Annotated in this window: 30 protein-coding genes and 1 pseudogene; 30 read left to right on the forward strand and 1 reads right to left on the reverse strand. The window is 44.2% G+C overall.

Translation table 11 applies throughout. From position 1 onward, the window contains the following. Nucleotides 1-7: 7 nt before the first annotated feature. The 12 genes and pseudogenes from O3629_RS07285 (at nt 8) to O3629_RS07340 (ending at nt 12,585) form a co-directional block, all read left to right on the forward strand. The gene (locus O3629_RS07285) at nt 8-436 is read left to right on the forward strand and encodes a MarR family winged helix-turn-helix transcriptional regulator (RefSeq protein ID WP_003009542.1); all 429 of its coding nucleotides are present in this window, start codon (nt 8-10) and stop codon (nt 434-436) included. Between the two features lie 15 nt (nt 437-451). Beyond that, nucleotides 452-814: a DUF1304 domain-containing protein gene (locus O3629_RS07290; RefSeq protein ID WP_003009544.1), complete on the forward strand. Its 363-nt coding sequence runs from the start codon at nt 452-454 to the stop codon at nt 812-814. 498 nt (nt 815-1,312) lie between these two features. Next, on the forward strand, nt 1,313-2,671 hold the full coding sequence (gene trpE, locus O3629_RS07295) for an anthranilate synthase component I (RefSeq protein ID WP_201089607.1): 1,359 nt from the start codon (nt 1,313-1,315) through the stop codon (nt 2,669-2,671). Further along, nucleotides 2,668-3,228, forward strand: a pseudogene (locus O3629_RS07300) (aminodeoxychorismate/anthranilate synthase component II); the annotation flags it as partial. The gene trpE and the pseudogene O3629_RS07300, both read left to right, overlap by 4 nt. A 9-nt stretch (nt 3,229-3,237) precedes the next feature. Continuing rightward, complete coding sequence (gene trpD / locus O3629_RS07305; RefSeq protein WP_371608976.1) at nt 3,238-4,242, forward strand: anthranilate phosphoribosyltransferase; 1,005 nt, start codon at nt 3,238-3,240, stop codon at nt 4,240-4,242. Next, nucleotides 4,239-5,006, forward strand: coding sequence for an indole-3-glycerol phosphate synthase TrpC (gene trpC / locus O3629_RS07310; protein ID WP_201089603.1), 768 nt, complete (start codon nt 4,239-4,241; stop codon nt 5,004-5,006). Before trpD ends, trpC begins: the two co-directional genes overlap by 4 nt. Then, nucleotides 4,993-5,580: a phosphoribosylanthranilate isomerase gene (locus O3629_RS07315; protein WP_049506841.1), complete on the forward strand. Its 588-nt coding sequence runs from the start codon at nt 4,993-4,995 to the stop codon at nt 5,578-5,580. The genes trpC and O3629_RS07315 overlap by 14 nt, the downstream gene beginning before the upstream one ends. Continuing rightward, the gene (gene trpB / locus O3629_RS07320) at nt 5,570-6,775 is read left to right on the forward strand and encodes a tryptophan synthase subunit beta (RefSeq protein WP_049506843.1); all 1,206 of its coding nucleotides are present in this window, start codon (nt 5,570-5,572) and stop codon (nt 6,773-6,775) included. The genes O3629_RS07315 and trpB overlap by 11 nt, the downstream gene beginning before the upstream one ends. 1 nt (nt 6,776) lies before the next feature. Next, nucleotides 6,777-7,553: a tryptophan synthase subunit alpha gene (trpA, locus tag O3629_RS07325; protein WP_371608971.1), complete on the forward strand. Its 777-nt coding sequence runs from the start codon at nt 6,777-6,779 to the stop codon at nt 7,551-7,553. A gap of 141 nt (nt 7,554-7,694) precedes the next feature. Beyond that, nucleotides 7,695-9,158, forward strand: a complete 1,464-nt coding sequence (locus O3629_RS07330; RefSeq protein WP_371608972.1) for an alpha-L-fucosidase — start codon at nt 7,695-7,697, stop codon at nt 9,156-9,158. A gap of 257 nt (nt 9,159-9,415) precedes the next feature. Then, nucleotides 9,416-12,061, forward strand: coding sequence for a DNA polymerase I (gene polA, locus O3629_RS07335; RefSeq protein ID WP_371608973.1), 2,646 nt, complete (start codon nt 9,416-9,418; stop codon nt 12,059-12,061). A 71-nt stretch (nt 12,062-12,132) separates the two neighbouring features. After that, nucleotides 12,133-12,585 carry a CoA-binding protein gene (locus tag O3629_RS07340; RefSeq protein ID WP_021154247.1) on the forward strand — a complete coding sequence of 151 codons (453 nt, stop codon included), beginning with the start codon at nt 12,133-12,135 and terminating at the stop codon, nt 12,583-12,585. Nucleotides 12,586-12,643: 58 nt separating this feature from the next. On the opposite strand, the gene O3629_RS07345 is transcribed toward O3629_RS07340, so the two are convergent. Next, nucleotides 12,644-13,513 carry a DUF975 family protein gene (locus O3629_RS07345; protein ID WP_371608974.1) on the reverse strand — a complete coding sequence of 290 codons (870 nt, stop codon included), beginning with the start codon at nt 13,511-13,513 and terminating at the stop codon, nt 12,644-12,646. Between the two features lie 150 nt (nt 13,514-13,663). On the opposite strand from O3629_RS07345, the gene tgt reads away from it, so the two are divergent. The 18 genes from tgt (at nt 13,664) to rpsH (ending at nt 23,338) form a co-directional block, all read left to right on the forward strand. Then, complete coding sequence (gene tgt / locus O3629_RS07350; RefSeq protein WP_371608975.1) at nt 13,664-14,806, forward strand: tRNA guanosine(34) transglycosylase Tgt; 1,143 nt, start codon at nt 13,664-13,666, stop codon at nt 14,804-14,806. 1 nt (nt 14,807) lies between these two features. Next, entirely contained in the window at nt 14,808-15,428 is a 621-nt protein-coding gene (locus O3629_RS07355) for a uridine kinase (protein WP_201089587.1), read from the forward strand. Between the two features lie 557 nt (nt 15,429-15,985). Next, nucleotides 15,986-16,294 (forward strand): 30S ribosomal protein S10, encoded by a 309-nt coding sequence (rpsJ, locus tag O3629_RS07360; protein ID WP_003009585.1) that lies wholly within the window; start codon nt 15,986-15,988, stop codon nt 16,292-16,294. A gap of 81 nt (nt 16,295-16,375) precedes the next feature. Beyond that, a complete protein-coding gene (gene rplC / locus O3629_RS07365) occupies nt 16,376-17,002 on the forward strand; it encodes a 50S ribosomal protein L3 (RefSeq protein ID WP_003010846.1) in 627 nt (208 codons plus the stop codon). Between the two features lie 24 nt (nt 17,003-17,026). After that, nucleotides 17,027-17,650 carry a 50S ribosomal protein L4 gene (gene rplD, locus O3629_RS07370; RefSeq protein WP_003009591.1) on the forward strand — a complete coding sequence of 208 codons (624 nt, stop codon included), beginning with the start codon at nt 17,027-17,029 and terminating at the stop codon, nt 17,648-17,650. Continuing rightward, nucleotides 17,650-17,946 (forward strand): 50S ribosomal protein L23, encoded by a 297-nt coding sequence (locus O3629_RS07375; protein WP_003009593.1) that lies wholly within the window; start codon nt 17,650-17,652, stop codon nt 17,944-17,946. Before rplD ends, O3629_RS07375 begins: the two co-directional genes overlap by 1 nt. Nucleotides 17,947-17,963: 17 nt before the next feature. Further along, the gene (gene rplB, locus O3629_RS07380) at nt 17,964-18,797 is read left to right on the forward strand and encodes a 50S ribosomal protein L2 (protein WP_000512900.1); all 834 of its coding nucleotides are present in this window, start codon (nt 17,964-17,966) and stop codon (nt 18,795-18,797) included. Nucleotides 18,798-18,893: 96 nt separating this feature from the next. After that, entirely contained in the window at nt 18,894-19,175 is a 282-nt protein-coding gene (gene rpsS, locus O3629_RS07385; protein WP_000533766.1) for a 30S ribosomal protein S19, read from the forward strand. An 11-nt stretch (nt 19,176-19,186) separates the two neighbouring features. Beyond that, nucleotides 19,187-19,531 carry a 50S ribosomal protein L22 gene (gene rplV / locus O3629_RS07390; protein ID WP_000818139.1) on the forward strand — a complete coding sequence of 115 codons (345 nt, stop codon included), beginning with the start codon at nt 19,187-19,189 and terminating at the stop codon, nt 19,529-19,531. Nucleotides 19,532-19,543: 12 nt separating this feature from the next. Next, nucleotides 19,544-20,197, forward strand: coding sequence for a 30S ribosomal protein S3 (rpsC, locus tag O3629_RS07395; protein WP_003002336.1), 654 nt, complete (start codon nt 19,544-19,546; stop codon nt 20,195-20,197). Between the two features lie 3 nt (nt 20,198-20,200). After that, the gene (gene rplP, locus O3629_RS07400; RefSeq protein WP_000960947.1) at nt 20,201-20,614 is read left to right on the forward strand and encodes a 50S ribosomal protein L16; all 414 of its coding nucleotides are present in this window, start codon (nt 20,201-20,203) and stop codon (nt 20,612-20,614) included. A gap of 9 nt (nt 20,615-20,623) precedes the next feature. Next, complete coding sequence (gene rpmC / locus O3629_RS07405) at nt 20,624-20,830, forward strand: 50S ribosomal protein L29 (RefSeq protein WP_003002350.1); 207 nt, start codon at nt 20,624-20,626, stop codon at nt 20,828-20,830. Between the two features lie 23 nt (nt 20,831-20,853). Next, entirely contained in the window at nt 20,854-21,114 is a 261-nt protein-coding gene (gene rpsQ / locus O3629_RS07410; RefSeq protein WP_000440801.1) for a 30S ribosomal protein S17, read from the forward strand. Between the two features lie 25 nt (nt 21,115-21,139). Then, the gene (gene rplN, locus O3629_RS07415; protein WP_003002384.1) at nt 21,140-21,508 is read left to right on the forward strand and encodes a 50S ribosomal protein L14; all 369 of its coding nucleotides are present in this window, start codon (nt 21,140-21,142) and stop codon (nt 21,506-21,508) included. 73 nt (nt 21,509-21,581) lie between these two features. Further along, nucleotides 21,582-21,887, forward strand: a complete 306-nt coding sequence (rplX, locus tag O3629_RS07420; protein WP_003002315.1) for a 50S ribosomal protein L24 — start codon at nt 21,582-21,584, stop codon at nt 21,885-21,887. A gap of 23 nt (nt 21,888-21,910) precedes the next feature. Further along, nucleotides 21,911-22,453 (forward strand): 50S ribosomal protein L5, encoded by a 543-nt coding sequence (rplE, locus tag O3629_RS07425; protein ID WP_003009606.1) that lies wholly within the window; start codon nt 21,911-21,913, stop codon nt 22,451-22,453. A gap of 17 nt (nt 22,454-22,470) precedes the next feature. Beyond that, on the forward strand, nt 22,471-22,656 hold the full coding sequence (locus O3629_RS07430) for a type Z 30S ribosomal protein S14 (RefSeq protein WP_001085699.1): 186 nt from the start codon (nt 22,471-22,473) through the stop codon (nt 22,654-22,656). A 283-nt stretch (nt 22,657-22,939) separates the two neighbouring features. Next, nucleotides 22,940-23,338 carry a 30S ribosomal protein S8 gene (rpsH, locus tag O3629_RS07435; protein WP_003010897.1) on the forward strand — a complete coding sequence of 133 codons (399 nt, stop codon included), beginning with the start codon at nt 22,940-22,942 and terminating at the stop codon, nt 23,336-23,338. Nucleotides 23,339-23,478 lie beyond the last annotated feature (140 nt).

The following is a 23,478-nucleotide window of genomic DNA, read 5'->3' on the forward strand; positions in this document are numbered from 1 at the left end:
AAGGAATATGGCAGAAATAAATGATTTGCTCTACCAACTACGCTTGGCAGATCAATCAACTACACAGTTATTTGAAAAGCGCCTAGGGATTAGCTTAACGCGTTACCAAATCTTGCAGGATTTGTTAGAACAAGCGCCTTGCAATCAGATCGCGGTTCAGGAGCGCTTGCAGATTGATCCAGCGGCTTTAACCCGGCATTTCAAAATATTAGAAAAGGAAGGATTTGTCCATCGGAGTCGAAATCCAAAGAACCAGCGGGAAATCTTAATTCATTTGACGGATACGGCCTATAATCGTTTGGTCAAACATCCCCCTCGCCATCATGTAGCGGTGAAAGAACAGATGAGTCGGATTTTGACTGCTCAAGAACAAGAGCAATTTTCTTACCTGCTGGACAAATTAGTATCTGGCATTGAACAAATAACAGTTGAATAAAAAGGAGAATCTACGATGTCATTACTGACGATTATTTTAGCAAGTCTTGCTGCACTGGAGCATTTATATATTTTTTATTTGGAGAGCATCAGAACCACATCTGATACCACAAGTCGGGTTTTCAACATGGATAAAGAAGAACTCGCTCGCCCATCTGTGACCTCTTTATTTAAGAATCAAGGGATATACAATGCCTTGATTGGTGTGTTTCTCTTGTATGGATTGTTTGTTTCTAAAAATAGTGAAGTTGTTACAATTTTTGTGCTTTTTATTATTGGAGCTGCGGCCTACGGTGCGATGACAGCCAATAAAAAGATTATCTTGACCCAAGGTGGTCCTGCAATTTTAGCTTTATTGAGTATCCTATTGTTGGGATAAAAAGGACGGGCCGCTAGGGCTCTTTGAGCTGATTTTATTAAATAAGTGTAGAAAAAAGTATAAAAAAAGACTAAAAATTTTATTGACTTTCTAAGAAAAAGGGTTATAATGGTAGCAACAGAAAAGTAATGAGTCAGCTATTTTCAGGGAGCTTGTGGGAATTGTGAACAAGCAATAGCGACTGATGAAAATTGGACTGTTGTTATCAATGAATTCTAACCCATGTGAATTCGGTTGGCACCCCTTACCGTGCAACTCCTTGATAGAGGAGATAGAGATGTAGGGAAAGACCAGCTATTTTTCCCTATAAAAGAGGTGGCACCGCGGACACTACGCCCTCACACAGTTTTTGTGTGAGGGCTTTTCTATGTGCCTTAGCAAGCGTGCACATTGATCCCAAAGCGGAAATAGAGCGTGGGATAACCGTGATCGCCTTAGCAAGCCAAGGTGCGGTTGAATTTATTAGAATAAAAGAGTTCTAGAAGAGAGGTTTCTGATATGAAAAAAGTTTTATCTGCTGATGTGTTGAGTCCAATTTTGGCTTATATGCGTTTGGATGCGCCCCATAAAATGATCTTGGAGTCGATCCCTCGTGAAAAAGAGAATGCGCGTTTTTCAATTGTAGCCTATCGGCCAGTCAGTGAAGTCAAGTTTGAAAATGGCGTCCTCTATTACAATGATCAAATTGTTGAAGAGGATCCTTTGGACTTTTTGAATCGCATCACGGTCAAAACGAAAACTTCTGAAGAGCTTCCTTTTAACGGTGGGGCGATTGGATTTGTCGGCTATGACTTGATTGGCCTCTATGAGAACATTGGTTCCATTCCTGAAGATACGATCGGCACACCAGATCTTCACTTTTTCTTATATGAGAGCTATGTGATTTTTGATCACAAAAAGGAAAAGGTCTATGTGGTGGAAGAGAACCTCTATAGTGGACGGAGTGAAGCAGAGCAAACGTCGAGCTTGGAGCAAGTATTAGCACAATTGGCAAGACCTGCAAAAGAAGAGTTTCAGGACAAGGACCTGCATGCGCTTCATTTCCACAATCATTTGGAGCAAAAAGAGTTTGAGGAAATGGTGGCCCTAGCGCGGGACTATATTCGAAAAGGGGATATGTTCCAATGCGTGCTTAGTCAACGTTTTTCAGCTGATTTTTCAGGTAAACCATTGGATTATTACCGCAATTTGCGCGTGACCAACCCTTCGAATTATCTCTACTTTTATGATTTTGGGGAGTACCAAATTATCGGTGCTAGTCCAGAAAGTCTGGTGTCGGTCAAGGATCGAGTGGTGACAACCAATCCTATTGCTGGCACGCGTCCAAGAGGGATCGATGAAGAGGCTGATCGGCAATTGGCAGCTGATTTGGCAGGGGATCCAAAAGAAGTCGCAGAACACCGGATGTTGGTGGATCTAGGGCGAAACGATATTGGGCGTATCGCCCAAAATGGGTCGGTTGAAGTGACCAAATATATGGAGGTGGAGTTCTTCCGTTATGTGATGCACCTGACGAGTGTGGTCAAGGGTCAATTGCTTCCTGGACTAGCCTCCATTGAGGCTCTGAAGGCAACTCTTCCAGCGGGGACCGTTTCGGGTGCTCCCAAGATTCGAGCCATGAAGCGAATCTATGAAGCAGAAAAAGAAAAACGAGGCGTCTATGCGGGTGCTATTGGCTATCTCTCTGTGACGGGGGATCTCGATTTTGCTATTGCGATTCGAACCATGATCCTCAAAAATAAGAAGGCTTATGTGCAGGCTGGAGCAGGAATTGTTTATGATTCGATCGCTGAAAATGAATACCAAGAAACCGTCAATAAGGCAAAATCAATGACTAGGATTGGAGAAGAAGGATGATTTTATTAGTCGATAATTACGATTCATTTACCTACAATTTAGCACAGTATATCGGAAAATTTGATGAGGTCCAGGTGCTTCGAAATGATGATCCGGATTTGTACCAGGTTGCCCAAGAAGCAGATGCCTTGGTCTTTTCTCCAGGTCCAGGTTGGCCAAAGGATGCGGGCAAGATGGAGGAGATGATCCGAGATTTCGCAGGGGTCAAACCAATCTTGGGGATTTGCCTGGGACATCAAGCGATTGCGGAAGTTTTTGGAGGGCGCTTGGGATTGGCACCACAGGTCATGCATGGCAAACAAAGCCAGATACAGCTAGAAGCTCCCTCTCCTCTATACGCGGGTGTCGCAAAAGAAGTCCCAGTCATGCGTTACCATTCGCTGACGATTGAAGACATGCCAGAGGATTTTGTCATTACCTCTCGGACGACGGATGATCAAGCCATTATGGGAATTCAACACCGCAGCTTACCGATTTATGGTTTTCAATACCATCCAGAAAGTATCGGGACGCCAGATGGGCTCAAGACCATCGAAAATTTTGTCAAACTAGTCAAGGAGCGGAAGATGAAACAAGTGCTTGCAAAAGTAGCAGAAGGCATGGATCTTAGCGGTGCAGAGTTAGAAGCGGCCATGGAGGAAGTCGTTGCTGGTCGTGCTTCAGAAGCACAGGTGACGGCCCTTCTTCTAGGTCTCAAAATGAAGGGAGAAACTATTGAAGAGCGGACAGCTATTGCAAAAGTGATGCAGGCCTATGCAGTCGCTATTCCTACAGAAGTTCAAGGAGCAATGGACAATTGTGGAACGGGGGGCGATCGTTCGTATAGTTTCAATATTTCAACAACAGCTGCCTTCGTCCTTGCTGGTGGTGGCATCAAGATGGCGAAACACGGAAATCGTTCGATCTCTTCTAAATCTGGTTCTGCGGATGTATTAGAAGCTCTAGGGATTAACCTTGATTTGGGTCCAGAAGACTTGGGACGAGTGTTTGAAAAGGCGGGGATTGTCTTTCTATTTGCTAAAAACCTGCATCCTGGCATGCGCTATATTATGCCCGCTCGCTTGGCGCTAGGGGTTCCAACAGTGATGAACTTAACCGGTCCTCTTATCAATCCGATTCCTCTAGAAACCCAGCTATTGGGAACCAGTCGTCCAGATATGCTGGAAAGTACGGCGGAGATTCTAAAGAATTTGGGTCGAAAACGCGCAGTGGTGGTGAGTGGCCCACAAGGCTTGGACGAGGCAGGCCTTGATGGGGAAACCCAGCTCGCTGTTCTGGAAGATGGACAGGTTACCTTATCCAGCTTTCAACCAGAAGATATTGGAATGGAGCGCATCGAAATTGATCAAGTACGAGGTGGAGACGCCAAACGCAATGCGGAAATTTTGCTCAGTGTCTTGAAGAATGAAGCGAGTCCCTTCTTAGAGGTGACTGTCTTGAATGCTGGCCTTGGTTTTTATGCCAACGGCAAAGTAGATTCTATCAAGGAGGGGATTGCCTTGGCACGTGAAGTGATTGCCAGTGGGGCTGCCCTTGAGAAATTGAGATTATTACAGGAGTATCAAAAATGAGTCAAGAATTCTTGCCAAAGATTCTAAAGGAAAAGGCGCGTGAAGTGGCTGCGATGAAGGAAGAGGAGCTCCAACCTTTGCGCGAGACCTACCGCTTGTATGATTACCTAAAGAGTCATCCAGAAAAGCTTCAGGTCATTGCGGAAGTGAAAAAGGCTAGCCCGAGTCTGGGAGATATTCATGTCGATGTGGATATCGTCGCGCAGGCTAAGACTTACGAAGAAAATGGGGCCGTGATGATTTCTGTCTTGACCGATGAAGTGTTTTTCAAGGGCAGTATCGAGTATCTCCGGGAAATATCTAGTCAGGTGCGTATCCCCACCCTCAATAAAGATTTTATTGTGGATGAAAAACAAGTGATTCGGGCGCGAAATGCAGGGGCGACCGTGATCTTGTTGATTGTTGCAGCCTTATCAGAGGCTCGTCTGAAAGAACTCTATGAGTTTGCGACCCATCTTGGCCTGGAGGTCTTGGTGGAGACCCATAATCTGACAGAACTAGAGGTTGCTCACCGGATTGGGGCTCAGATCATAGGGGTCAATAATCGCAACTTGGTGACCTTTGAGACAGATCTCCATACTAGCCTTGAATTAGCGACCAATTTTGAACAAGAACCGGTCTACATCTCTGAGTCTGCTATTTTCACAGCAGCAGACGCGCGTATGCTGGCTCCTTATTTTAATGGTATTCTCGTTGGGACAGCCCTCATGAAGGCAGACAATGTGGCTGAAAAAGTAAAGGAGTTGCAGATTGACAAAGGTTAAAATTTGCGGACTGTCCACTCCAGAAGCTGTCCAGACAGCTGTTGAAGCTGGTGCAGACTACATTGGTTTTGTCTTTGCACCAAGCAAACGGCAAGTGACGCTGGAGCAAGCCCGGGAGTTGGCTACAGGGATTCCAAAGGGGGTTCAAAAAGTCGGTGTTTTTGTATCACCACAAAGAGAAGAAGTGGAGCAAGCTTGCCAAGTTGTGGGCTTGGACCTGATACAAGTGCATGGATCGATGGATGATGCCATCTTGCAAGAGTTTCCCCAACAAACGATTCGCGCTGTTCAAGTGGGGAAAGATGCAGCACTTCCTGAGACCGGTGCCGATTATCTGCTCTTTGATGCTCCTGTAGCAGGAAGTGGAGAGACTTTTAACTGGCAAGAACTCGAAAGTCAAAACGTTACAAAGCCCTTCTTTATTGCAGGAGGCTTGACGGTAGACAATGTAGCAGATGCTATTTGCTTCTTTCATCCTTATGCGGTGGATGTATCCAGTGGGATCGAGACAAATGGAAAAAAAGATCAAGAAAAGATAAAACGATTTATAGAAAGGGTCAAGCATGGCATATAAACAACCAGATCAAAACGGATTTTACGGGCGGTTCGGAGGACGTTTTGTCCCTGAAACCTTGATGACAGCAGTTTTAGAATTAGAAAAAGCCTACAGAGAAAGTCAAGCAGATCCTTCTTTTCAAGCCGAATTGGATCAGCTTCTGAAACAATATGTCGGTCGGGAAACACCGCTCTATTACGCTAAGAATCTAACCAAGTATGTCGGCGGAGCCAAGATTTTTCTTAAAAGAGAAGACCTCAACCACACAGGGGCTCATAAAATTAATAATGCCCTAGGACAGGTTTTGCTGGCACACCGAATGGGTAAAAAGAAGATCATCGCAGAAACAGGGGCTGGACAGCACGGTGTTGCAACGGCAACAGCTGCTGCTTTATTTGATATGGAATGTACCATCTACATGGGGGAAGAAGATGTCAGACGCCAAGCCCTCAATGTCTTTCGGATGGAGTTGTTGGGCGCCAAGGTTCAATCGGTAACAGATGGGTCGCGTGTCCTCAAGGATGCAGTCAATGCTGCCCTTAGAGCCTGGGTAGCAAATGTGGAGGATACCCACTATATCATGGGATCTGCTCTAGGACCTCATCCATTCCCAGAGATTGTCCGTGATTTTCAAAGTGTCATTGGGAGGGAAGCTAAACGCCAATTTGCAGAGCAAAATGACGGGGCGCTGCCAGATGCCGTCCTAGCCTGTGTAGGAGGCGGATCGAATGCCATTGGGCTCTTTTATCCTTTTGTTGAGGATGCGTCTGTCGCCATGTATGGGGCGGAAGCTGCTGGACTTGGAGTAGATACAGACCAGCATGCAGCAACCTTGACCAAGGGGCGTCCGGGAGTCCTTCACGGTGCCTTGATGGATGTTTTACAGGATGCGCATGGACAGATTTTAGAAGCTTTCTCGATTTCAGCAGGTCTCGATTACCCAGGGATTGGGCCAGAGCATTCTTATTTCCATGACATCAAGCGGGCGACCTATGTGCCAGTGACAGACAAAGAAGCCCTAGAAGCCTTTCAATTGCTTTCAAAAGTAGAAGGGATCATTCCTGCTCTAGAATCGAGCCATGCTATTGCCTATGCGGTGAAATTGGCCAAGGAAATGGGGCCTGAAAAATCCATGATCGTTTGCTTATCAGGTCGTGGGGATAAAGATGTGGTACAAGTCAAAGACCGCCTAGAACAAGAGAGGGGAGAGTAAGATGGGAAAGACCTTGACAGAGCATTTACAAAAGCTGAAAGACCAGCAGCAAGGGATCTTTGTTCCTTATATTATGGCAGGAGATCATGAAAAAGGCTTAGCAGGTTTGCAGGAAACCATCCAATTTTTGGAGGAGCTTGGTGTCTCAGCTATTGAGGTTGGCATTCCTTTTTCGGATCCGGTGGCAGATGGCCCTGTGATTGAAGAGGCGGGACTACGAAGTTTAGCCCATGGGACGACGACAGAGGAACTGGTGCAAACGATCCAGCACTTAGAGACAACTGTTCCTTTGGTCATCATGACCTATTTCAACCCCTTGTTCCAATATGGGCTCGAAAACTTCTTTAGAGATGTAGAAGGAACAGCGGTCAAGGGAGTGATTATTCCGGATCTCCCTCATGAGCATGCGGATCTGGTAGAGCCTTTATTAGTGGATAAAGACATCGCTTTGGTGCCGCTTGTGAGCTTAACCACAGGAATCGAGCGCCAGAAGAAATTGATCCAAGATGCAGAAGGATTTATCTATGCCGTTGCTGTCAATGGAGTGACGGGGAAAGCTGGTAGCTATCGAGATGATTTGGATCACCATTTGGCCCAATTACATGAAATAGCGTCTATTCCTGTTTTAACAGGTTTTGGAGTTTCCAGCATGGAGGATGTTCACCGTTTCAACAAGGTCTCAGATGGGGTTATTGTGGGGTCCAAAATCGTTAAGGCTCTCCACCAAGGGGAGACAGACGCCATTGCTCGTTTTATTTCTCAAGCAGTGAAGGGCTAGAAGCTTCATTCCATTCATCATCAGCTTGATTCTCCTAGATCAAGCTCTTTGTCTACTATTTTAAACATTCCCCTCGTTGGTCTTTACAAACGAGGCTTTCTCGTTACAATAGAGGTAGTAACAAGAAAAGAGGAGAAGAGCATGATAAGCCTTGAAGAGATTGATCAAGTCATCCAGTCAGGTCCTTTTGAACCAACCTGGGACTCTCTTAGCCATCAAGTCTGTCCAGATTGGTATCGGGATGCCAAATTTGGAATGTTTATCCACTGGGGCGTCTACAGTGTACCTGCCTTTGGTTCGGAATGGTATTCGCGAAATATGTATATCCAAGGGAATCCTTGCTATGACTATCATCGAGAGCATTTTGGAGACCAGGCTATCTTTGGCTACAAGGATCTCATTCCTCTTTTTACAGCCGATCAATTTGATCCGGCATCTTGGCTAGATCTCTTTCAAAAAGCGGGAGCTCAGTATCTTTTCCCAGTTGCGGAGCACCACGATGGTTTTCAGATGTATGCCTCTACTCTCTCGCCTTATAATAGCTTAGAAATGGGGCCGAAACGAGATGTCTTAGGGGAGTTGAGGGAGGAAGCAGAAAAACGTGGCCTGCACTTCTGTACGTCTTCTCACCGGGCAGAGCACCAGTTTTTCTTTTCACATGGCAAGGAATTCGTCAGTGACATTTCGCAGGAAGTCCCAAGAGACAGTCTTTATTGGCCAGCGGAGCCAGAGCCCAAGGATCATTTTGATCTGACTTCCAAGCCTTATCCAAGCAAAGAATTCTTGGAAGATTGGCTTTTGCGAACCTGTGAACTGGTGCGGGACTACCAACCAGAGCTCCTATATTTTGACTGGTGGATCCAGCATGAGAGTTTCCGTCCCTACTTGATGCGCTTTTTGGCTTATTATTACAATCTAGCAGCACAAGAGGATCGCAAGGTGGCTGTTTGTTACAAACAGGATGCCCTCCCTTTCGGTTCAGGAATCGTTGAGATGGAGCGGGGAGGATACGGAGAGACGCAAGCCTTTCCGTGGCAAATGGATACCGCGATCGCCCGTAATTCTTGGTGCTATACCCAGGATCTAGCCTACAAGACCAGTAAGGAATTGCTACAAAATTTAGTTGATGTTGTGGCAAAAAATGGCAATCTTCTGCTCAATATTGGCCCCAAGGCAGATGGTACCATCCCTGAGCAAGACCGAGACATCCTCACAGAGATCGGGGACTGGCTGGCGGTAAATGGAGAAGCCATTTATCAGAGTCGGCCTTGGCGGGTGTCATCGGACGGACCAACCGAGGCCCAGGAAGGTTCCTTCTCAGATGGAGAAGCGCCACTCTATACCAGCCAAGATTTCCGCTATACCATGCGTGATGGCTTTCTTTATGCTATCCAGCTGGAACCAAGTGGAAGGATAGAAGAGCTGACCTTACCGTCTCTCGCCTATGATCTCAAGCAACCGAGAATTCTTCATGCGCGCATTCAAAAGCTAGAGCTCCTTGGAGAAAATCAGCCCCTTTCTTGGAGCCAAGATGAGACAGGGCTCCATCTTCAGTTACCAGCTTGCAGCAAAAAACAACCGCGTGTTTTGCGCCTCAGCTTTTAGTTTTCTTGAAGCTTTCTATAAGGAATCGTTTAGGTTTCTCTTGTATACTGTACTCATCCAATAAGAAATGAGGTACAGAAAATGAAAATCTCAGTTAATTATCCAAAACGCTTTAAGAAATTGCCACAACAAGGTTCTTGTTACGGCGAATAAACACTTCTCTTCATTTTTCATAAGACACTCCTAAAGAAGGCTCTACCCGAAAGGGTAGAGTTTTTATGTACCAGAGACCTTGTGATTCGTGGTATAATAGGCCTATGGAAAAAAAGAATAAATTACTACTCATCGACGGGTCTTCCGTCGCTTTTCGTGCCTTTTTCGCACTCTATCATCAAATTGATCGCTTCAAAAATGCCAATGGTTTGCATACCAATGCGGTCTATGGCTTTAACCTCATGTTGAGCCATCTATTGGAGCGCATCCAACCAACCCATGTCCTCGTTGCTTTTGATGCAGGAAAGACGACCTTCCGGACAGAGATGTATGCCGACTACAAAGGGGGCCGTGCAAAAACTCCAGATGAGTTCCGTGAGCAGTTTCCTTTCATTCGTGAGCAACTGGATCATTTGGGAATCCGCCATTATGAGCTGGCCCAGTATGAAGCGGATGATATTATTGGGACGCTAGATAAGATGGCAGAAACTAGCTCGGTGCCATTTGATGTGACCATTGTCTCTGGGGACAAGGATTTGATTCAGCTGACAGATGACAATACGGTGGTTGAAATCTCTAAAAAAGGGGTAGCGGAGTTTGAGGAATTCACTCCATCCTACCTCAAAGAAAAGATGGGGCTGACACCAGAGCAATTTATCGACCTCAAGGCCTTGATGGGAGATAAGTCGGATAATATCCCAGGTGTCACAAAGATCGGAGAAAAGACCGGGATCAAACTACTCCTAGAATACGGCTCTCTCGATGGCATTTACGAGCATATCGACGAGATGAAGGCTTCTAAGATGAAGGAAAACCTCATCAACGACAAGGAGCAGGCCTATCTGTCTAAGACTCTCGCAACCATCGATACCAATGCGCCTATTGAAATTGGCCTGGACGATATCACCTATACGGGCCCTCATCTAGAAAATCTCGCCAAGTTTTATGAGGAGATGGGCTTCAAGCAACTCCGTCAGGCTTTGGATCTCAGTGGAGAAGAAGCAGCTCCTGTAGCCATTGACTATACAGAAGTCGAGCAAGTCACTTCAGATATGCTCACGGAAGATAGTTTCTTCCATTTTGAGATTTTTGGGGACAATTACCATACGGAACCCATCATCGGTTTCGCATGGGGGACCAAAAGTCAGCTCTACGCGAGTACAGATACTGGTCTTTTACAAACACCGATTTTCAAAGAATTTCTCGAAAAAACGCCCCTCAAGGTCTATGACTTCAAGCGGGCCAAGGTCTTGCTCAGCCACTTGGGCATTTCCCTTCAAAATCCCGCGTTTGACAGTCGATTGGCCAAGTATCTCTTGTCGACCGTAGAGGACAATGAAATTTCAACCATTGCGAGTCTCTATAGTCAGATTGCGCTGCCGCTGGACGAAGTCGTTTATGGCAAGGGAGTCAAAAAAGCTATCCCAGAGAAGGCGGTCCTATTAGAGCATTTGGCACGGAAAGTCGCTGTTCTACTGGATACCGAAGAGCCCATGGTGGAACAGTTGCAAGCCCATGACCAGCTAGATTTGCTCTATGATATGGAGCAACCACTAGCAGCTGTTTTGGCCAAGATGGAAATCGCAGGGATTAAGGTAGAACGCCAGACCCTAGAAGACATGCAGGCGGAAAACGAAGTGGTTTTGGAGCGCTTGACTCAAGAAATCTATGAGCTTGCTGGAGAGGAATTTAACATAAATTCTCCAAAACAATTGGGGGTCATCCTCTTTGAAAAATTGGAACTTCCTCTTGAATATACGAAGAAGACCAAAACCGGCTATTCAACAGCTGTTGATGTCTTGGAACGCCTGGCTCCAATTGCACCGATTGTGTCTAAGATTCTTGAATACCGCCAAATTGCTAAGATCCAATCGACCTATGTCATTGGTCTTCAAGACTGGATTTTGGAAGATGGGAAGATCCATACCCGCTATGTACAGGATTTGACGCAGACAGGCCGTTTGTCCAGTGTGGATCCCAACCTGCAAAACATTCCTGTCCGTTTGGAACAAGGTCGTCTCATTCGTAAAGCCTTTGTCCCAGAAGAGGAAAACAGTGTCTTGCTGAGTTCGGACTATTCACAAATCGAATTGCGCGTCTTGGCCCATATTTCGGGAGATGAGCATTTGATTGATGCTTTTAAGCATGGGGCAGATATCCATACATCGACTGCTATGCGAGTTTTCAATATTGAAAAACCAGAAGACGTGACGCCGAACGACCGTCGCAATGCAAAAGCAGTAAACTTCGGTGTGGTTTATGGAATTTCCGACTTTGGACTGTCTAATAACCTAGGGATCAGTCGAAAAGAAGCCAAGGCCTACATTGAGACTTACTTCAAACGCTACCCTGGCATCAAGGACTATATGGAGAGAGTGGTACGGGAAGCGCGTGACAAAGGCTATGTGGAGACCCTCTTCAAGCGTCGTCGGGAGATTCCAGATATCAATTCTCGCAACTTCAATGTTCGAGGCTTTGCGGAGCGGACAGCTATCAACTCACCCATCCAAGGATCGGCAGCAGACATCTTGAAAATTGCTATGATCCACTTGGACCAAGCGCTAGAAAGAGGAGCATACAAGACCAAGATGCTCCTTCAGGTGCACGATGAAATCGTTCTGCAAGTACCAAGTGATGAACTGGCAGCGATCAAAGAACTTGTCAAAGAGACCATGGAATCTGCTATCGAACTTGCAGTACCACTTGAAGCCGATGAAAATGAAGGCAAAACATGGTATGAAGCCAAATAAAATGGAAGTCGCACAAGCACGTCCAGTACCATATAAATTCTTAAGACAAGAAACACAAAAAGGAGATTCTTATGGCTTATTCATTTCGCAATCCTAGTGATGGCATTATCAAACATTACCTAGAAACGAGCAAGATCATCGCTGTAGTTGGATTATCTGATCGTGAAGATACGACCAGTCATCGTGTCAGTAAGGAGATGCAAGAGCGGGGCTATCGGATTATTCCTGTCAACCCCCGCGCAGCTGGTGGCCAGATCCTTGGAGAAACGGTGTACGCTAGCTTGCAGGAGATCCCTTTCCCAGTAGATATCGTCGATGTATATCGTCGCAGTGAGTTTTTACCAGATGTGGCACGTGATTTTATTGAGACGGATGCGAAAATTTTCTGGGCACAATTGGAGCTGGAAAATCAAGAAGCAGAAGAAATCCTTCGTGGAGCTGGACGAGAAGATATCGTCATGAACCGCTGTATCAAACGGGAACACACCCGACTGATCTTAGGAGACTCCCTATACGGTTTATAAATGATAAACAATTGATCATAGAAGAAAACCCCAGCTTGCTGGGGTTTTCTTCTTACTCTTATTCAGTTTCATGGCTTGGATGGCCTGTAAAATGGCGCGGCCCTTGTTTGATCTGCTTGATTTGATCATAAAAGGCAATTTGGCAGTTGATAAAGTAAGGCATGGTATAAAAGCCGATGACATCGCGCGTGAAGTAATTCAAGAAGTACCAACCAATCAAGGTTAGATCGAGCACTAGGCGATTGCTGCGGAACCCTTTCATGGTTTCACGACTTTGGCGAAGGACTCCAAAGGCTCCCTTGTAGTCGCCGTCTCGTAATTGCTCATAGAGGATCAATTCGACCAAGCTGAGACTGTAGTATTGTGGCAGGTAAAAGAGGAGGCCGATCAGGCCAAGTACGACGCCAGCAGTCATCAGAGGCATTTGTTGCATGAGAGATTGAAATTCAGGACTGGAAGCACTCAGAGTGCTAGGGTTGCTCACCTTATCGTAGATCGCCAAAAATCGAATGCTGGCGTAGGTGCTGATGAGACTCCCCACATAGAGGATGAGTCCCCATAAAAAGAGGACGGCTTGCTTCAAAATCAAGGTGGCAAATACAGAGGTAAAGCGATCTTGTTTAAAGATATCTAAGACGCGTGTTCGGTGTTCAATCTTGGGATTAATCGTATCTAAATAGCTAAAAGTCGCACCGACCACTAAAATGGAGATGACAAAGGAGACGACGGAAGGAAAGAGCTGTCGCTGGATCATGTAGATACTTGCTTGCTGCAAGGTCATATCCGGTAGTAGATCGACCAGATCTTGCCCACTTAAGAGGAAGTTAGCAAGAATGGTCAACAGGACCGGAAGAGCAAAAAGGATAGCTAAGCCCGGTTGCTGGACTTGCATGGTACGTGCCCGGAGGCGAATCAGTTTAAGGTTCATAGATGACACTCTCTTCATAGTAGTACTTTTTATTATAACATAAGTCCGTGACAGAGCCGGTAAAATTTGGTACAATCGTACAGGTGCTCACAGGAAAACTGTGACAGGAATAAGAAGGCTGGGACTGTTTTTCCCAGTACGGAGGTAACCATGACAGATTCACCGATTCAATATCGATTAATCAAAAAAGAAAAGCATACAGGTGCTCGTCTGGGAGAAATTATCACCCCTCACGGGACCTTCCCGACCCCAATGTTTATGCCTGTAGGAACTCAGGCAACCGTTAAGACCCAATCGCCAGAAGAACTCAAGGAAATGGGCTCCGGCATTATCTTGGCCAACACCTACCATCTCTGGCTTCGTCCCGGGGACGACTTGGTCGCAAAAGCAGGAGGACTGCACCAGTTCATGAACTGGGATCAGCCGATTTTGACAGATAGTGGAGGCTTCCAGGTCTATTCATTAGCGGATACCCGCAACATCACTGAAGAAGGGGTAACCTTTAAAAACCACCTCAACGGCTCGAAGATGTTCCTTTCTCCAGAAAAAGCCATCTCCATCCAAAACAATCTAGGGAGCGACATCATGATGTCCTTTGATGAATGCCCGCAGTTCTATCAGCCCTATGATTATGTGAAAAAATCAATCGAACGGACCAGTCGTTGGGCAGAACGTGGCCTGAAGGCTCACCGTCGTCCTCATGATCAAGGTCTTTTCGGGATTGTTCAAGGGGCTGGATTTGAAGACTTGCGCCGTCAGTCTGCTCAAGATTTGGTCAGCATGGACTTTCCAGGCTATTCCATCGGTGGCTTAGCTGTTGGGGAAAGCCATGAAGAGATGAATGCGGTGCTGGATTTCACAACTCCGCTCTTACCGGAGAACAAGCCTCGCTATCTCATGGGAGTAGGAGCTCCAGATAGTCTGATCGATGGCGTTATTCGTGGAGTGGACATGTTTGACTGTGTCTTGCCGACGCGGATTGCGCGAAATGGTACCTGTATGACCAGCCAAGGACGCCTAGTAGTGAAAAATGCGCAATTTGCAGAAGACTTTACACCGCTGGATCCTGAATGTGATTGCTACACTTGTAAAAATTACACCCGAGCTTATCTTCGCCACCTCCTCAAGGCAGATGAGACCTTCGGCATTCGCTTGACCAGCTACCACAACTTGTATTTCTTGATCAACCTCATGAAGAAGGTCCGTCAAGCCATCATGGATAACAATCTCTTAGAATTCCGTGAGCATTTCGTTGAAAAATATGGCTATAACAAATCAGGACGGAATTTCTAGGATGGATCGCGAAAGACTAGTAGACTCCTTGGTAAAAAAGATCCAGGCAAAAGAATTACAGACCCTTGGGATCTATGGTCATGGTGGTTCAGGAAAAACAACCTTTACAAGAGCGCTCTGTGAGCGATTGGACCCCACAAAAGTTAACCTTTTAGAGACGGATCCCTATATTATTGGAAGCCCAAGAGGATTGGTTGTGCCAAAAGACTTACCGGACCAAAAAGTAACCGCATGTTTGTCAAGTGCCCATGAATTGGCTAGTCTAGAACGAGATATTCGAGCCCTTCAAGCAGGAATGGATATACGGACAATTGATCAGCCATGGTCTCCAAGCCACATATTATCTGGCAACAAGCCTATTCTCATCGTAGAAGGGATGTCAGTAGCTTTTTTACCCAAATCTTTGTTTGATCAAACCATTTGTTTTTACACAGATGATCATACGGAGCTAGAAAGACGATTAAGCAGAGATGTCGCCCAACGGAATCGAGAAATAGACTTCATCTATCGAACTCACCAAATCAGACGAGAACAATACCATCAGTACTACCAACCTATGGAAGGTGAAGCGGATATCCTGGTCAATACATCACAAGATCAGTTTCGTATTGAAAAAGAATAAAAAGTTCTACAAAGAAGCAATATTTAGAACATTGCTAAACTATTTTTTATCTAAAACAATTTAAGTGATGATAAAAAAGGTTAAAATGATATACTAGAAGATTCATTTAAACATATACTGAAACTTTCTGCTGTGAGAAAAGTGGTAGAAACATGATTGTTTCTACCACTCGGTAGTTTTGAAACATTAGGTTCAAAACTAAGTCATGGAACTTCTTCGAAGTTCGCTGACGTCCGTACTCACCTAAAGAAAGTTTCTAAAATAACTTTGTTTTCAATCTGAAGTTCTACGGAAAAGTAGAACTTTTTTCTATATAATGGCAACATTTTTAGCATTCTATATTTTTCGAAAACACTTTCATTAAAAAAACGAAAAAAATCTTCTCAAATCCCTTGCATTGGGCCTTTGTTTGTGTTAAACTACTATGGTGCTGTGAAAAACAGCTATTAGCTTTGATGCAAGAGGTTGCGACACGCTCGGTTGCATTGCCACGCAACGCGCGTCGGTTTTCTTGTGGAGCTAGCCTATTATCTTAAATAGACGAAAAGGAGAAAAAGATGGCAAACAAAAAAATCCGCATCCGTTTGAAAGCGTACGAACACCGTACACTCGACACAGCGGCTGCAAAAATCGTAGAATCAGCTACTCGTACAGGTGCACAAGTTGCGGGTCCAATCCCACTTCCAACTGAACGTAGCCTCTATACAATCATTCGTGCGACTCACAAATACAAAGATTCTCGCGAACAATTCGAAATGCGTACACACAAACGTTTGATCGATATCATCAACCCAACTCAAAAAACAGTTGACGCTTTGATGAAATTGGATCTTCCAAGTGGTGTAAACGTAGAAATCAAACTTTAATCTAAAGCTTGATCAAGAGCATGAAAAACGCTCGTTAAAAACTTTTTGAATAAAAAACTATAGAAAAGGAACTATTTTCTCATGACAAAAGGAATCTTAGGGAAAAAAGTGGGAATGACTCAAATCTTCACTGAAGCTGGCGAATTGATCCCTGTAACAGTTATCGAAGCAACTCCAAACGTTGTTCTTCAAGTTAAAACTGTTGAAACAGATGGTTACAACGCTATCCAAGTTGGTTTCGATGATAAACGCGAAGTATTGAGCAACAAACCTGCTAAAGGACATGTAGCAAAAGCTAACACGGCTCCTAAGCGCTTCATTCGTGAATTCAAAAACGTTGAAGGCTTGGAAGTTGGTGCTGAAATCACAGTTGACACTTTCGAAGCTGGAGACATTGTTGATGTAACTGGTACTTCTAAAGGTAAAGGTTTCCAAGGTGTCATCAAACGCCACGGACAATCACGTGGACCTATGGCTCACGGTTCTCGTTATCACCGTCGTCCAGGTTCTATGGGACCTGTTGCACCTAACCGCGTATTCAAAGGTAAAAACCTTGCAGGACGTATGGGTGGCGATCGTGTAACAATTCAAAACCTTGAAGTTGTACAAGTTGTTCCAGAAAAGAACGTTATCCTTATCAAAGGTAACGTACCAGGTGCTAAGAAATCTCTTATCACTATCAAGTCAGCAGTTAAAGCTGGTAAATAATAAGGAAAGGGGAATACAGTCAAAATGGCAAATGTAACATTATTCGACCAAACTGGTAAACAAGCGGGCGAAGTTGTTCTTAACGATGCGATCTTTGGTATCGAACCAAACCAAGCAGTTGTATTTGATGTGATCATCAGCCAACGTGCTAGCCTTCGTCAAGGAACTCACGCAGTTAAAAACCGTTCAGCCGTTTCAGGTGGCGGACGCAAACCATGGCGTCAAAAAGGAACTGGACGTGCTCGTCAAGGTTCTATCCGCTCTCCACAATGGCGTGGTGGTGGAATTGTCTTCGGACCAACTCCACGTAGCTATGCGTACAAACTTCCTCAAAAAGTTCGTCGCCTTGCACTTAAATCTGTTTACTCAGAAAAAGTTGCTGAAAACAAATTTGTAGCCGTTGATTCTCTTGAATTTACAGCTCCAAAAACTGCTGAATTTGCAAAAGTTCTTGCAGCTTTGAGCATCGATTCTAAAGTCCTTGTTATTCTTGAAGAAGGAAATGAATTCGCAGCTCTTTCAGCTCGTAACCTTCCAAACGTGAAAGTTGCGACTGCTACAACTGCAAGTGTTCTTGACATCGCAAATAGTGACAAACTTCTTGTTACTCAAGCAGCTATCTCTAAAATCGAGGAGGTTCTTGCATAATGAATTTGTATGATGTTATCAAAAAACCTGTTATCACTGAAAAGTCAATGGCTCAACTTGAAGCAGGCAAATATGTATTCGAAGTTGACACTCGCGCTCACAAACTTTTGATCAAACAAGCTGTTGAAGCTGCGTTTGAAGGTGTAAAAGTTGCGAATGTGAACACTGTAAACGTAAAACCTAAAGCAAAACGCGTTGGACGTTACACTGGTTTTACTTCAAAAACTAAAAAAGCTATCATCACGCTTGCAGCTGATTCTAAAGCAATCGAGTTGTTTGCTACTGAAGCTGAATAATCTAAGGAGGAAATATCGTGGGAATTCGTGTTTATAAACCAACAACAAACGGTCGCCGTAATATGACTTCTTTGGATTTTGCTGAAATCACAACAAACACACCTGAGAAAACTTTGCTTGTTTCTCTTAAAAACAAAGCAGGTCGTAACAACAACGGTCGTATCACTGTTCGTCACCAAGGTGGTGGACACAAACGTCATTACCGTTTGATCGATTTCAAACGTAACAAAGATGGAGTTGAAGCAGTCGTTAAAACGATCGAATACGATCCAAACCGCTCAGCTAACATCGCGCTTGTACACTACACTGACGGTGTGAAAGCTTACATCATTGCCCCTAAAGGTCTTGAAGTAGGTCAACGCATCGTATCAGGACCAGAAGCAGATATCAAAGTCGGAAATGCTCTTCCACTTGCTAACATCCCAGTTGGTACTTTGATCCACAACATCGAATTGAAACCTGGTAAAGGTGGAGAATTGGTACGTGCTGCTGGAGCTTCTGCTCAAGTATTGGGTTCTGAAGGTAAATATGTACTTGTTCGTCTTCAATCAGGCGAAGTTCGTATGATTCTTGGAACTTGCCGTGCTACAGTTGGTGTTGTCGGAAACGAACAACATGGACTTGTTAACCTTGGTAAAGCGGGACGTAACCGCTGGAAAGGTGTTCGCCCTACAGTTCGTGGTTCTGTAATGAACCCGAATGATCACCCACACGGTGGTGGTGAAGGTAAAGCACCAGTTGGACGTAAAGCGCCATCTACTCCTTGGGGTAAACCTGCGCTTGGTCTTAAAACTCGTAACAAGAAAGCGAAATCTGACAAACTTATCGTTCGTCGTCGCAACCAAAAATAATCATAAGCAACTAGCTTACACTTTCCGCCAGCTCGGTAGCGCTGCATAGCAGCGCAAGCCGCTGTGGTACTAAATTTTAAAGGAGAAAATTACAAAATGGGACGTAGTCTTAAAAAAGGACCTTTCGTCGATGAGCATTTGATGAAAAAAGTTGAAGCTCAAGCAAACGACGAAAAGAAAAAAGTAATTAAAACTTGGTCACGTCGTTCAACGATCTTCCCAAGTTTCATCGGATACACTATCGCAGTTTATGATGGACGTAAACATGTACCTGTTTACATCCAAGAAGACATGGTAGGTCACAAGCTTGGTGAATTCGCACCAACTCGTACTTACAAAGGTCACGCGGCAGACGACAAGAAGACACGTAGAAAATAAGGAGAACATAAATGGCAGAAATTACTTCAGCTAAAGCAATGGCTCGTACAGTGCGTGTTTCACCTCGTAAATCACGTCTTGTTCTTGACAACATCCGTGGTAAAAGCGTAGCCGATGCCATCGCTATTTTGACATTCACACCAAACAAAGCTGCAGGGATCATCCTTAAAGTGTTGAACTCAGCAGTAGCAAACGCTGAAAACAACTTTGGTTTGGAAAAAGCTAACTTGGTAGTATCTGAAGCATTCGCAAACGAAGGACCAACAATGAAACGTTTCCGTCCACGTGCGAAAGGTTCAGCTTCACCAATCAACAAACGTACAGCTCACATCACAGTAGCTGTTGCAGAAAAATAAGGAGGTAAACTCGTGGGTCAAAAAGTACATCCAATTGGTATGCGTGTTGGTATCATCCGTGATTGGGATGCCAAATGGTATGCTGAAAAAGAATACGCGGATTACCTTCATGAAGATCTTGCAATCCGTAAATTCATTCAAAAAGAATTGGCTGACGCAGCCGTTTCAACTATTGAAATCGAACGCGCAGTAAACAAAGTTAACGTTTCTCTTCACACTGCTAAACCAGGTATGGTTATCGGTAAAGGTGGAGCAAACGTTGATGCACTTCGTGCAGCTCTTAACAAATTGACTGGTAAACAAGTACACATCAACATCATTGAGATCAAACGTCCTGACTTGGATGCTCACCTTGTTGGTGAAGGAATCGCTCGTCAATTGGAACAACGTGTTGCTTTCCGTCGTGCACAAAAACAAGCAATCCAACGTGCTATGCGTGCTGGAGCTAAAGGAATCAAAACTCAAGTATCAGGTCGTTTGAACGGTGCAGATATTGCCCGTGCAGAAGGATACTCTGAAGGAACTGTTCCACTCCACACACTTCGCGCTGATATCGATTACGCTTGGGAAGAAGCAGACACTACTTACGGTAAACTTGGTGTTAAAGTATGGATCTACCGTGGTGAAGTTCTTCCGGCTCGTAAAGACGCTAAAGGAGGTAAATAACCAATGTTAGTACCTAAACGTGTAAAACACCGTCGCGAATTCCGTGGTAAAATGCGCGGTGAAGCAAAAGGTGGAAAAGAAGTAGCATTCGGTGAATACGGTCTTCAAGCTACAACTAGCCACTGGATCACAAACCGTCAAATCGAAGCTGCTCGTATCGCCATGACTCGTTACATGAAACGTGGTGGTAAAGTTTGGATTAAGATTTTCCCACACAAATCATACACCGCTAAAGCTATCGGGGTACGTATGGGATCTGGTAAAGGGGCTCCTGAAGGTTGGGTAGCACCAGTTAAACGTGGTAAAGTGATGTTCGAAATCGCTGGTGTATCTGAAGAGATCGCACGCGAAGCACTTCGTCTTGCTAGCCACAAATTGCCAGTTAAAACTAAATTTGTGAAACGTGAAGCAGAATAAGGAGAGGTCATGAAACTTACAGAAGTAAAAGAATTTGTTAAAGAACTTCGTGGTCTTTCTCAAGAAGAACTCGCGAAGCGTGAAAATGAATTGAAGAAAGAATTGTTTGAACTTCGTTTCCAAGCAGCTGCTGGTCAATTGGAACAAACTGGACGTTTGAAAGAAGTGAAAAAACAAATCGCTCGTATCAAAACTGTTCAATCAGAAGCTAAATAATAGACTAGGGAAGGAGAATTTCAATGGAACGCAATAATCGTAAAGTTCTTGTTGGACGCGTTGTGTCTGACAAAATGGACAAAACAATCACAGTTGTAGTTGAAACTAAACGTAACCACCCAGTCTATGGTAAACGTATCAACTATTCTAAAAAATACAAAGCTCATGATGAAAACAATGTTGCTAAAGAAGGCGATATCGTTCGTATCATGGAAACTCGTCCGCTTTCAGCTACAAAACGCTTCCGTCTTGTAGAAGTCGTTGAAGAAGCGGTCATCATCTAATCATACCTGAAAGGAGAAAACGTAAATGATTCAAACAGAAACTCGTTTGAAAGTCGCTGACAACAGTGGCGCACGCGAAATCTTGACAATCAAAGTTCTTGGTGGTTCAAAACGTAAATTCGCGAGCATCGGTGATGTAATCGTTGCATCTGTAAAACAAGCTACTCCTGGTGGTGCGGTTAAGAAAGGTGACGTTGTAAAAGCTGTTATCGTTCGTACTAAATCAGGTGCTCGTCGTAAAGATGGTTCATACATCAAGTTCGACGAAAATGCAGCAGTGATCATCCGTGACGACAAAACTCCTCGCGGAACTCGTATCTTTGGTCCAGTTGCACGTGAATTGCGTGACGGTGGATTCATGAAGATCGTATCACTTGCTCCAGAAGTACTTTAATCAATCAAAAACAAACACAGTCCCCTGGCTCAGCCAGGGTGCCCATCGGGCGTAAGAATAAAAGGAGAATAAAATGTTTGTAAAAAAAGGCGACAAAGTTCGCGTTATTGCTGGTAAAGACAAAGGCGTAGAAGCTGTTGTTCTTACTGCTCTTCCAAAAGTAAATAAAGTTGTTGTAGAAGGTGTAAACATCATTAAGAAACACCAACGTCCAAATAACGAAAACCCTCAAGGTGCGATCGTTGAAAAAGAAGCTCCAATCCATGCTTCTAACGTTCAAGTTTTGGACAAAAACGGTGTTGCTGGACGTGTTGGCTACAAATTTGTAGACGGCAAAAAAGTTCGCTACAACAAAAAATCAGGCGAAGTGCTTGACTAATCACGAAGGAAAGGAGAAGTATAATGGCTAATCGTTTAAAAGAAAAATACCTTAATGAAGTAGTACCATCATTGACTGAACAGTTCAACTATTCATCAGTTATGGCTGTGCCAAAAGTTGATAAAATCGTTTTGAACATGGGTGTCGGTGATGCAGTATCAAATGCTAAGAACCTTGAAAAAGCTGCTGAAGAGCTTGCTTTGATCTCAGGTCAAAAACCATTGATCACTAAGGCTAAAAAATCAATCGCCGGCTTCCGTCTTCGTGAAGGTGTTGCGATCGGTGCAAAAGTTACCCTTCGTGGTGAACGTATGTACGAATTCTTGGATAAATTGGTAACAGTTTCACTTCCACGTGTACGTGACTTCCATGGTGTTCCAACAAAATCATTTGATGGACGCGGAAACTACACACTTGGTGTGAAAGAACAATTGATCTTCCCAGAAATCAACTTTGATGATGTTGATAAAACTCGTGGTTTGGATATCGTAATCGTAACTACAGCGAACACAGACGAAGAATCACGTGCATTGCTTACTGGCCTCGGTATGCCGTTTGCAAAATAATATAGGAGGTAAAACTAATGGCTAAAAAATCTATGATTGCTAAGAACAAACGCCCAGCGAAGTTCTCTACTCAAGCATACACTCGCTGTGAACGTTGTGGACGTCCACACTCAGTTTACCGCAAGTTTAAACTTTGCCGTGTTTGCTTCCGTGAATTGGCATACAAAGGTCAAATCCCAGGTGTCACAAAAGCATCTTGGTAATTTAAGATATCAAGGGCGTTAAAACTCCAAGTGAAAATAGGAAACTTGACGAAGAAACTTTAGTTTCTAGGAAAGTTTATCTTTTTCACACAGAGTTTAGCCCGGGTTCAGTTGGGCTTGCCAATTTGAACACGAGCTACAGCTTTGGCAAAAAAGACCAATTTTCTTTGGAGCATCGCTCCTGCATCAAATTGCCTATTTTTGCTCTCGCTGTTACGCTCTCTGTATCATGTATTAACTAGCAAGTGCAACTTGCAAACTACTAGTAAGAGGAGAAATTATAATGGTTATGACTGACCCAATCGCAGACTTCCTTACACGTATTCGTAACGCTAACCAAGCAAAACACGAAGTACTTGAAGTACCTGCATCAAACATCAAAAAAGGGATTGCTGAAATCCTTAAACGCGAAGGTTTTGTAAAAAACGTTGAATTCATCGAAGATGACAAACAAGGTATCATCCGTGTATTCTTGAAATATGGACAAAACGGTGAAAAAGTTATCACAAACTTGAAACGTGTATCTAAACCAGGTTTGCGTGTTTACAAAAAACGTGAAGATCTTCCAAAAGTTCTTAACGGACTTGGAATTGCTATCCTTTCAACTTCTGAAGGTTTGCTTACTGATAAAGAAGCACGCCAAAAGAACGTTGGTGGGGAAGTTATCGCTTACGTTTGGTAATATTTAGCTCCCAATTTCGTTGTGACTCTTCGTTGTTGTCTCTTGTCTAACCCAAAGTTATGTCTGTGAGACAATGCCTCGATTCACTTAGAAAATGAGACCTAAACATTAACTTTTAAATCAGAAAGATTTAAACCCCG

This window comes from Streptococcus sp. 27098_8_12 (genome assembly GCF_041432115.1).
GTDB classification, from domain to species: Bacteria; Bacillota; Bacilli; order Lactobacillales; family Streptococcaceae; genus Streptococcus; species Streptococcus parasanguinis_V.

Coding starts and splice junctions, on each gene's coding strand:
- O3629_RS07285 (WP_003009542.1), top strand. CDS start 8: ATGGCAGAAATAAATGATTTGCTCTACCAACTACGCTTGGCAGATCAA.
- trpE (WP_201089607.1), top strand. CDS start 1,313: ATGAAAAAAGTTTTATCTGCTGATGTGTTGAGTCCAATTTTGGCTTAT.
- O3629_RS07345 (WP_371608974.1), bottom strand. CDS start 13,513: ATGAACCTTAAACTGATTCGCCTCCGGGCACGTACCATGCAAGTCCAG.
- O3629_RS07340 (WP_021154247.1), top strand. CDS start 12,133: ATGGCTTATTCATTTCGCAATCCTAGTGATGGCATTATCAAACATTAC.
- rplP (WP_000960947.1), top strand. CDS start 20,201: ATGTTAGTACCTAAACGTGTAAAACACCGTCGCGAATTCCGTGGTAAA.
- trpB (WP_049506843.1), top strand. CDS start 5,570: ATGGCATATAAACAACCAGATCAAAACGGATTTTACGGGCGGTTCGGA.
- rpsJ (WP_003009585.1), top strand. CDS start 15,986: ATGGCAAACAAAAAAATCCGCATCCGTTTGAAAGCGTACGAACACCGT.
- O3629_RS07430 (WP_001085699.1), top strand. CDS start 22,471: ATGGCTAAAAAATCTATGATTGCTAAGAACAAACGCCCAGCGAAGTTC.
- rplC (WP_003010846.1), top strand. CDS start 16,376: ATGACAAAAGGAATCTTAGGGAAAAAAGTGGGAATGACTCAAATCTTC.
- rpsS (WP_000533766.1), top strand. CDS start 18,894: ATGGGACGTAGTCTTAAAAAAGGACCTTTCGTCGATGAGCATTTGATG.
- rpsQ (WP_000440801.1), top strand. CDS start 20,854: ATGGAACGCAATAATCGTAAAGTTCTTGTTGGACGCGTTGTGTCTGAC.
- trpA (WP_371608971.1), top strand. CDS start 6,777: ATGGGAAAGACCTTGACAGAGCATTTACAAAAGCTGAAAGACCAGCAG.
- O3629_RS07355 (WP_201089587.1), top strand. CDS start 14,808: ATGGATCGCGAAAGACTAGTAGACTCCTTGGTAAAAAAGATCCAGGCA.
- O3629_RS07290 (WP_003009544.1), top strand. CDS start 452: ATGTCATTACTGACGATTATTTTAGCAAGTCTTGCTGCACTGGAGCAT.
- rplN (WP_003002384.1), top strand. CDS start 21,140: ATGATTCAAACAGAAACTCGTTTGAAAGTCGCTGACAACAGTGGCGCA.
- tgt (WP_371608975.1), top strand. CDS start 13,664: ATGACAGATTCACCGATTCAATATCGATTAATCAAAAAAGAAAAGCAT.
- rplD (WP_003009591.1), top strand. CDS start 17,027: ATGGCAAATGTAACATTATTCGACCAAACTGGTAAACAAGCGGGCGAA.
- rpsH (WP_003010897.1), top strand. CDS start 22,940: ATGGTTATGACTGACCCAATCGCAGACTTCCTTACACGTATTCGTAAC.
- trpC (WP_201089603.1), top strand. CDS start 4,239: ATGAGTCAAGAATTCTTGCCAAAGATTCTAAAGGAAAAGGCGCGTGAA.
- trpD (WP_371608976.1), top strand. CDS start 3,238: ATGAAACAAGTGCTTGCAAAAGTAGCAGAAGGCATGGATCTTAGCGGT.
- O3629_RS07330 (WP_371608972.1), top strand. CDS start 7,695: ATGATAAGCCTTGAAGAGATTGATCAAGTCATCCAGTCAGGTCCTTTT.
- polA (WP_371608973.1), top strand. CDS start 9,416: ATGGAAAAAAAGAATAAATTACTACTCATCGACGGGTCTTCCGTCGCT.
- rpmC (WP_003002350.1), top strand. CDS start 20,624: ATGAAACTTACAGAAGTAAAAGAATTTGTTAAAGAACTTCGTGGTCTT.
- rplE (WP_003009606.1), top strand. CDS start 21,911: ATGGCTAATCGTTTAAAAGAAAAATACCTTAATGAAGTAGTACCATCA.
- rplX (WP_003002315.1), top strand. CDS start 21,582: ATGTTTGTAAAAAAAGGCGACAAAGTTCGCGTTATTGCTGGTAAAGAC.
- O3629_RS07375 (WP_003009593.1), top strand. CDS start 17,650: ATGAATTTGTATGATGTTATCAAAAAACCTGTTATCACTGAAAAGTCA.
- rplV (WP_000818139.1), top strand. CDS start 19,187: ATGGCAGAAATTACTTCAGCTAAAGCAATGGCTCGTACAGTGCGTGTT.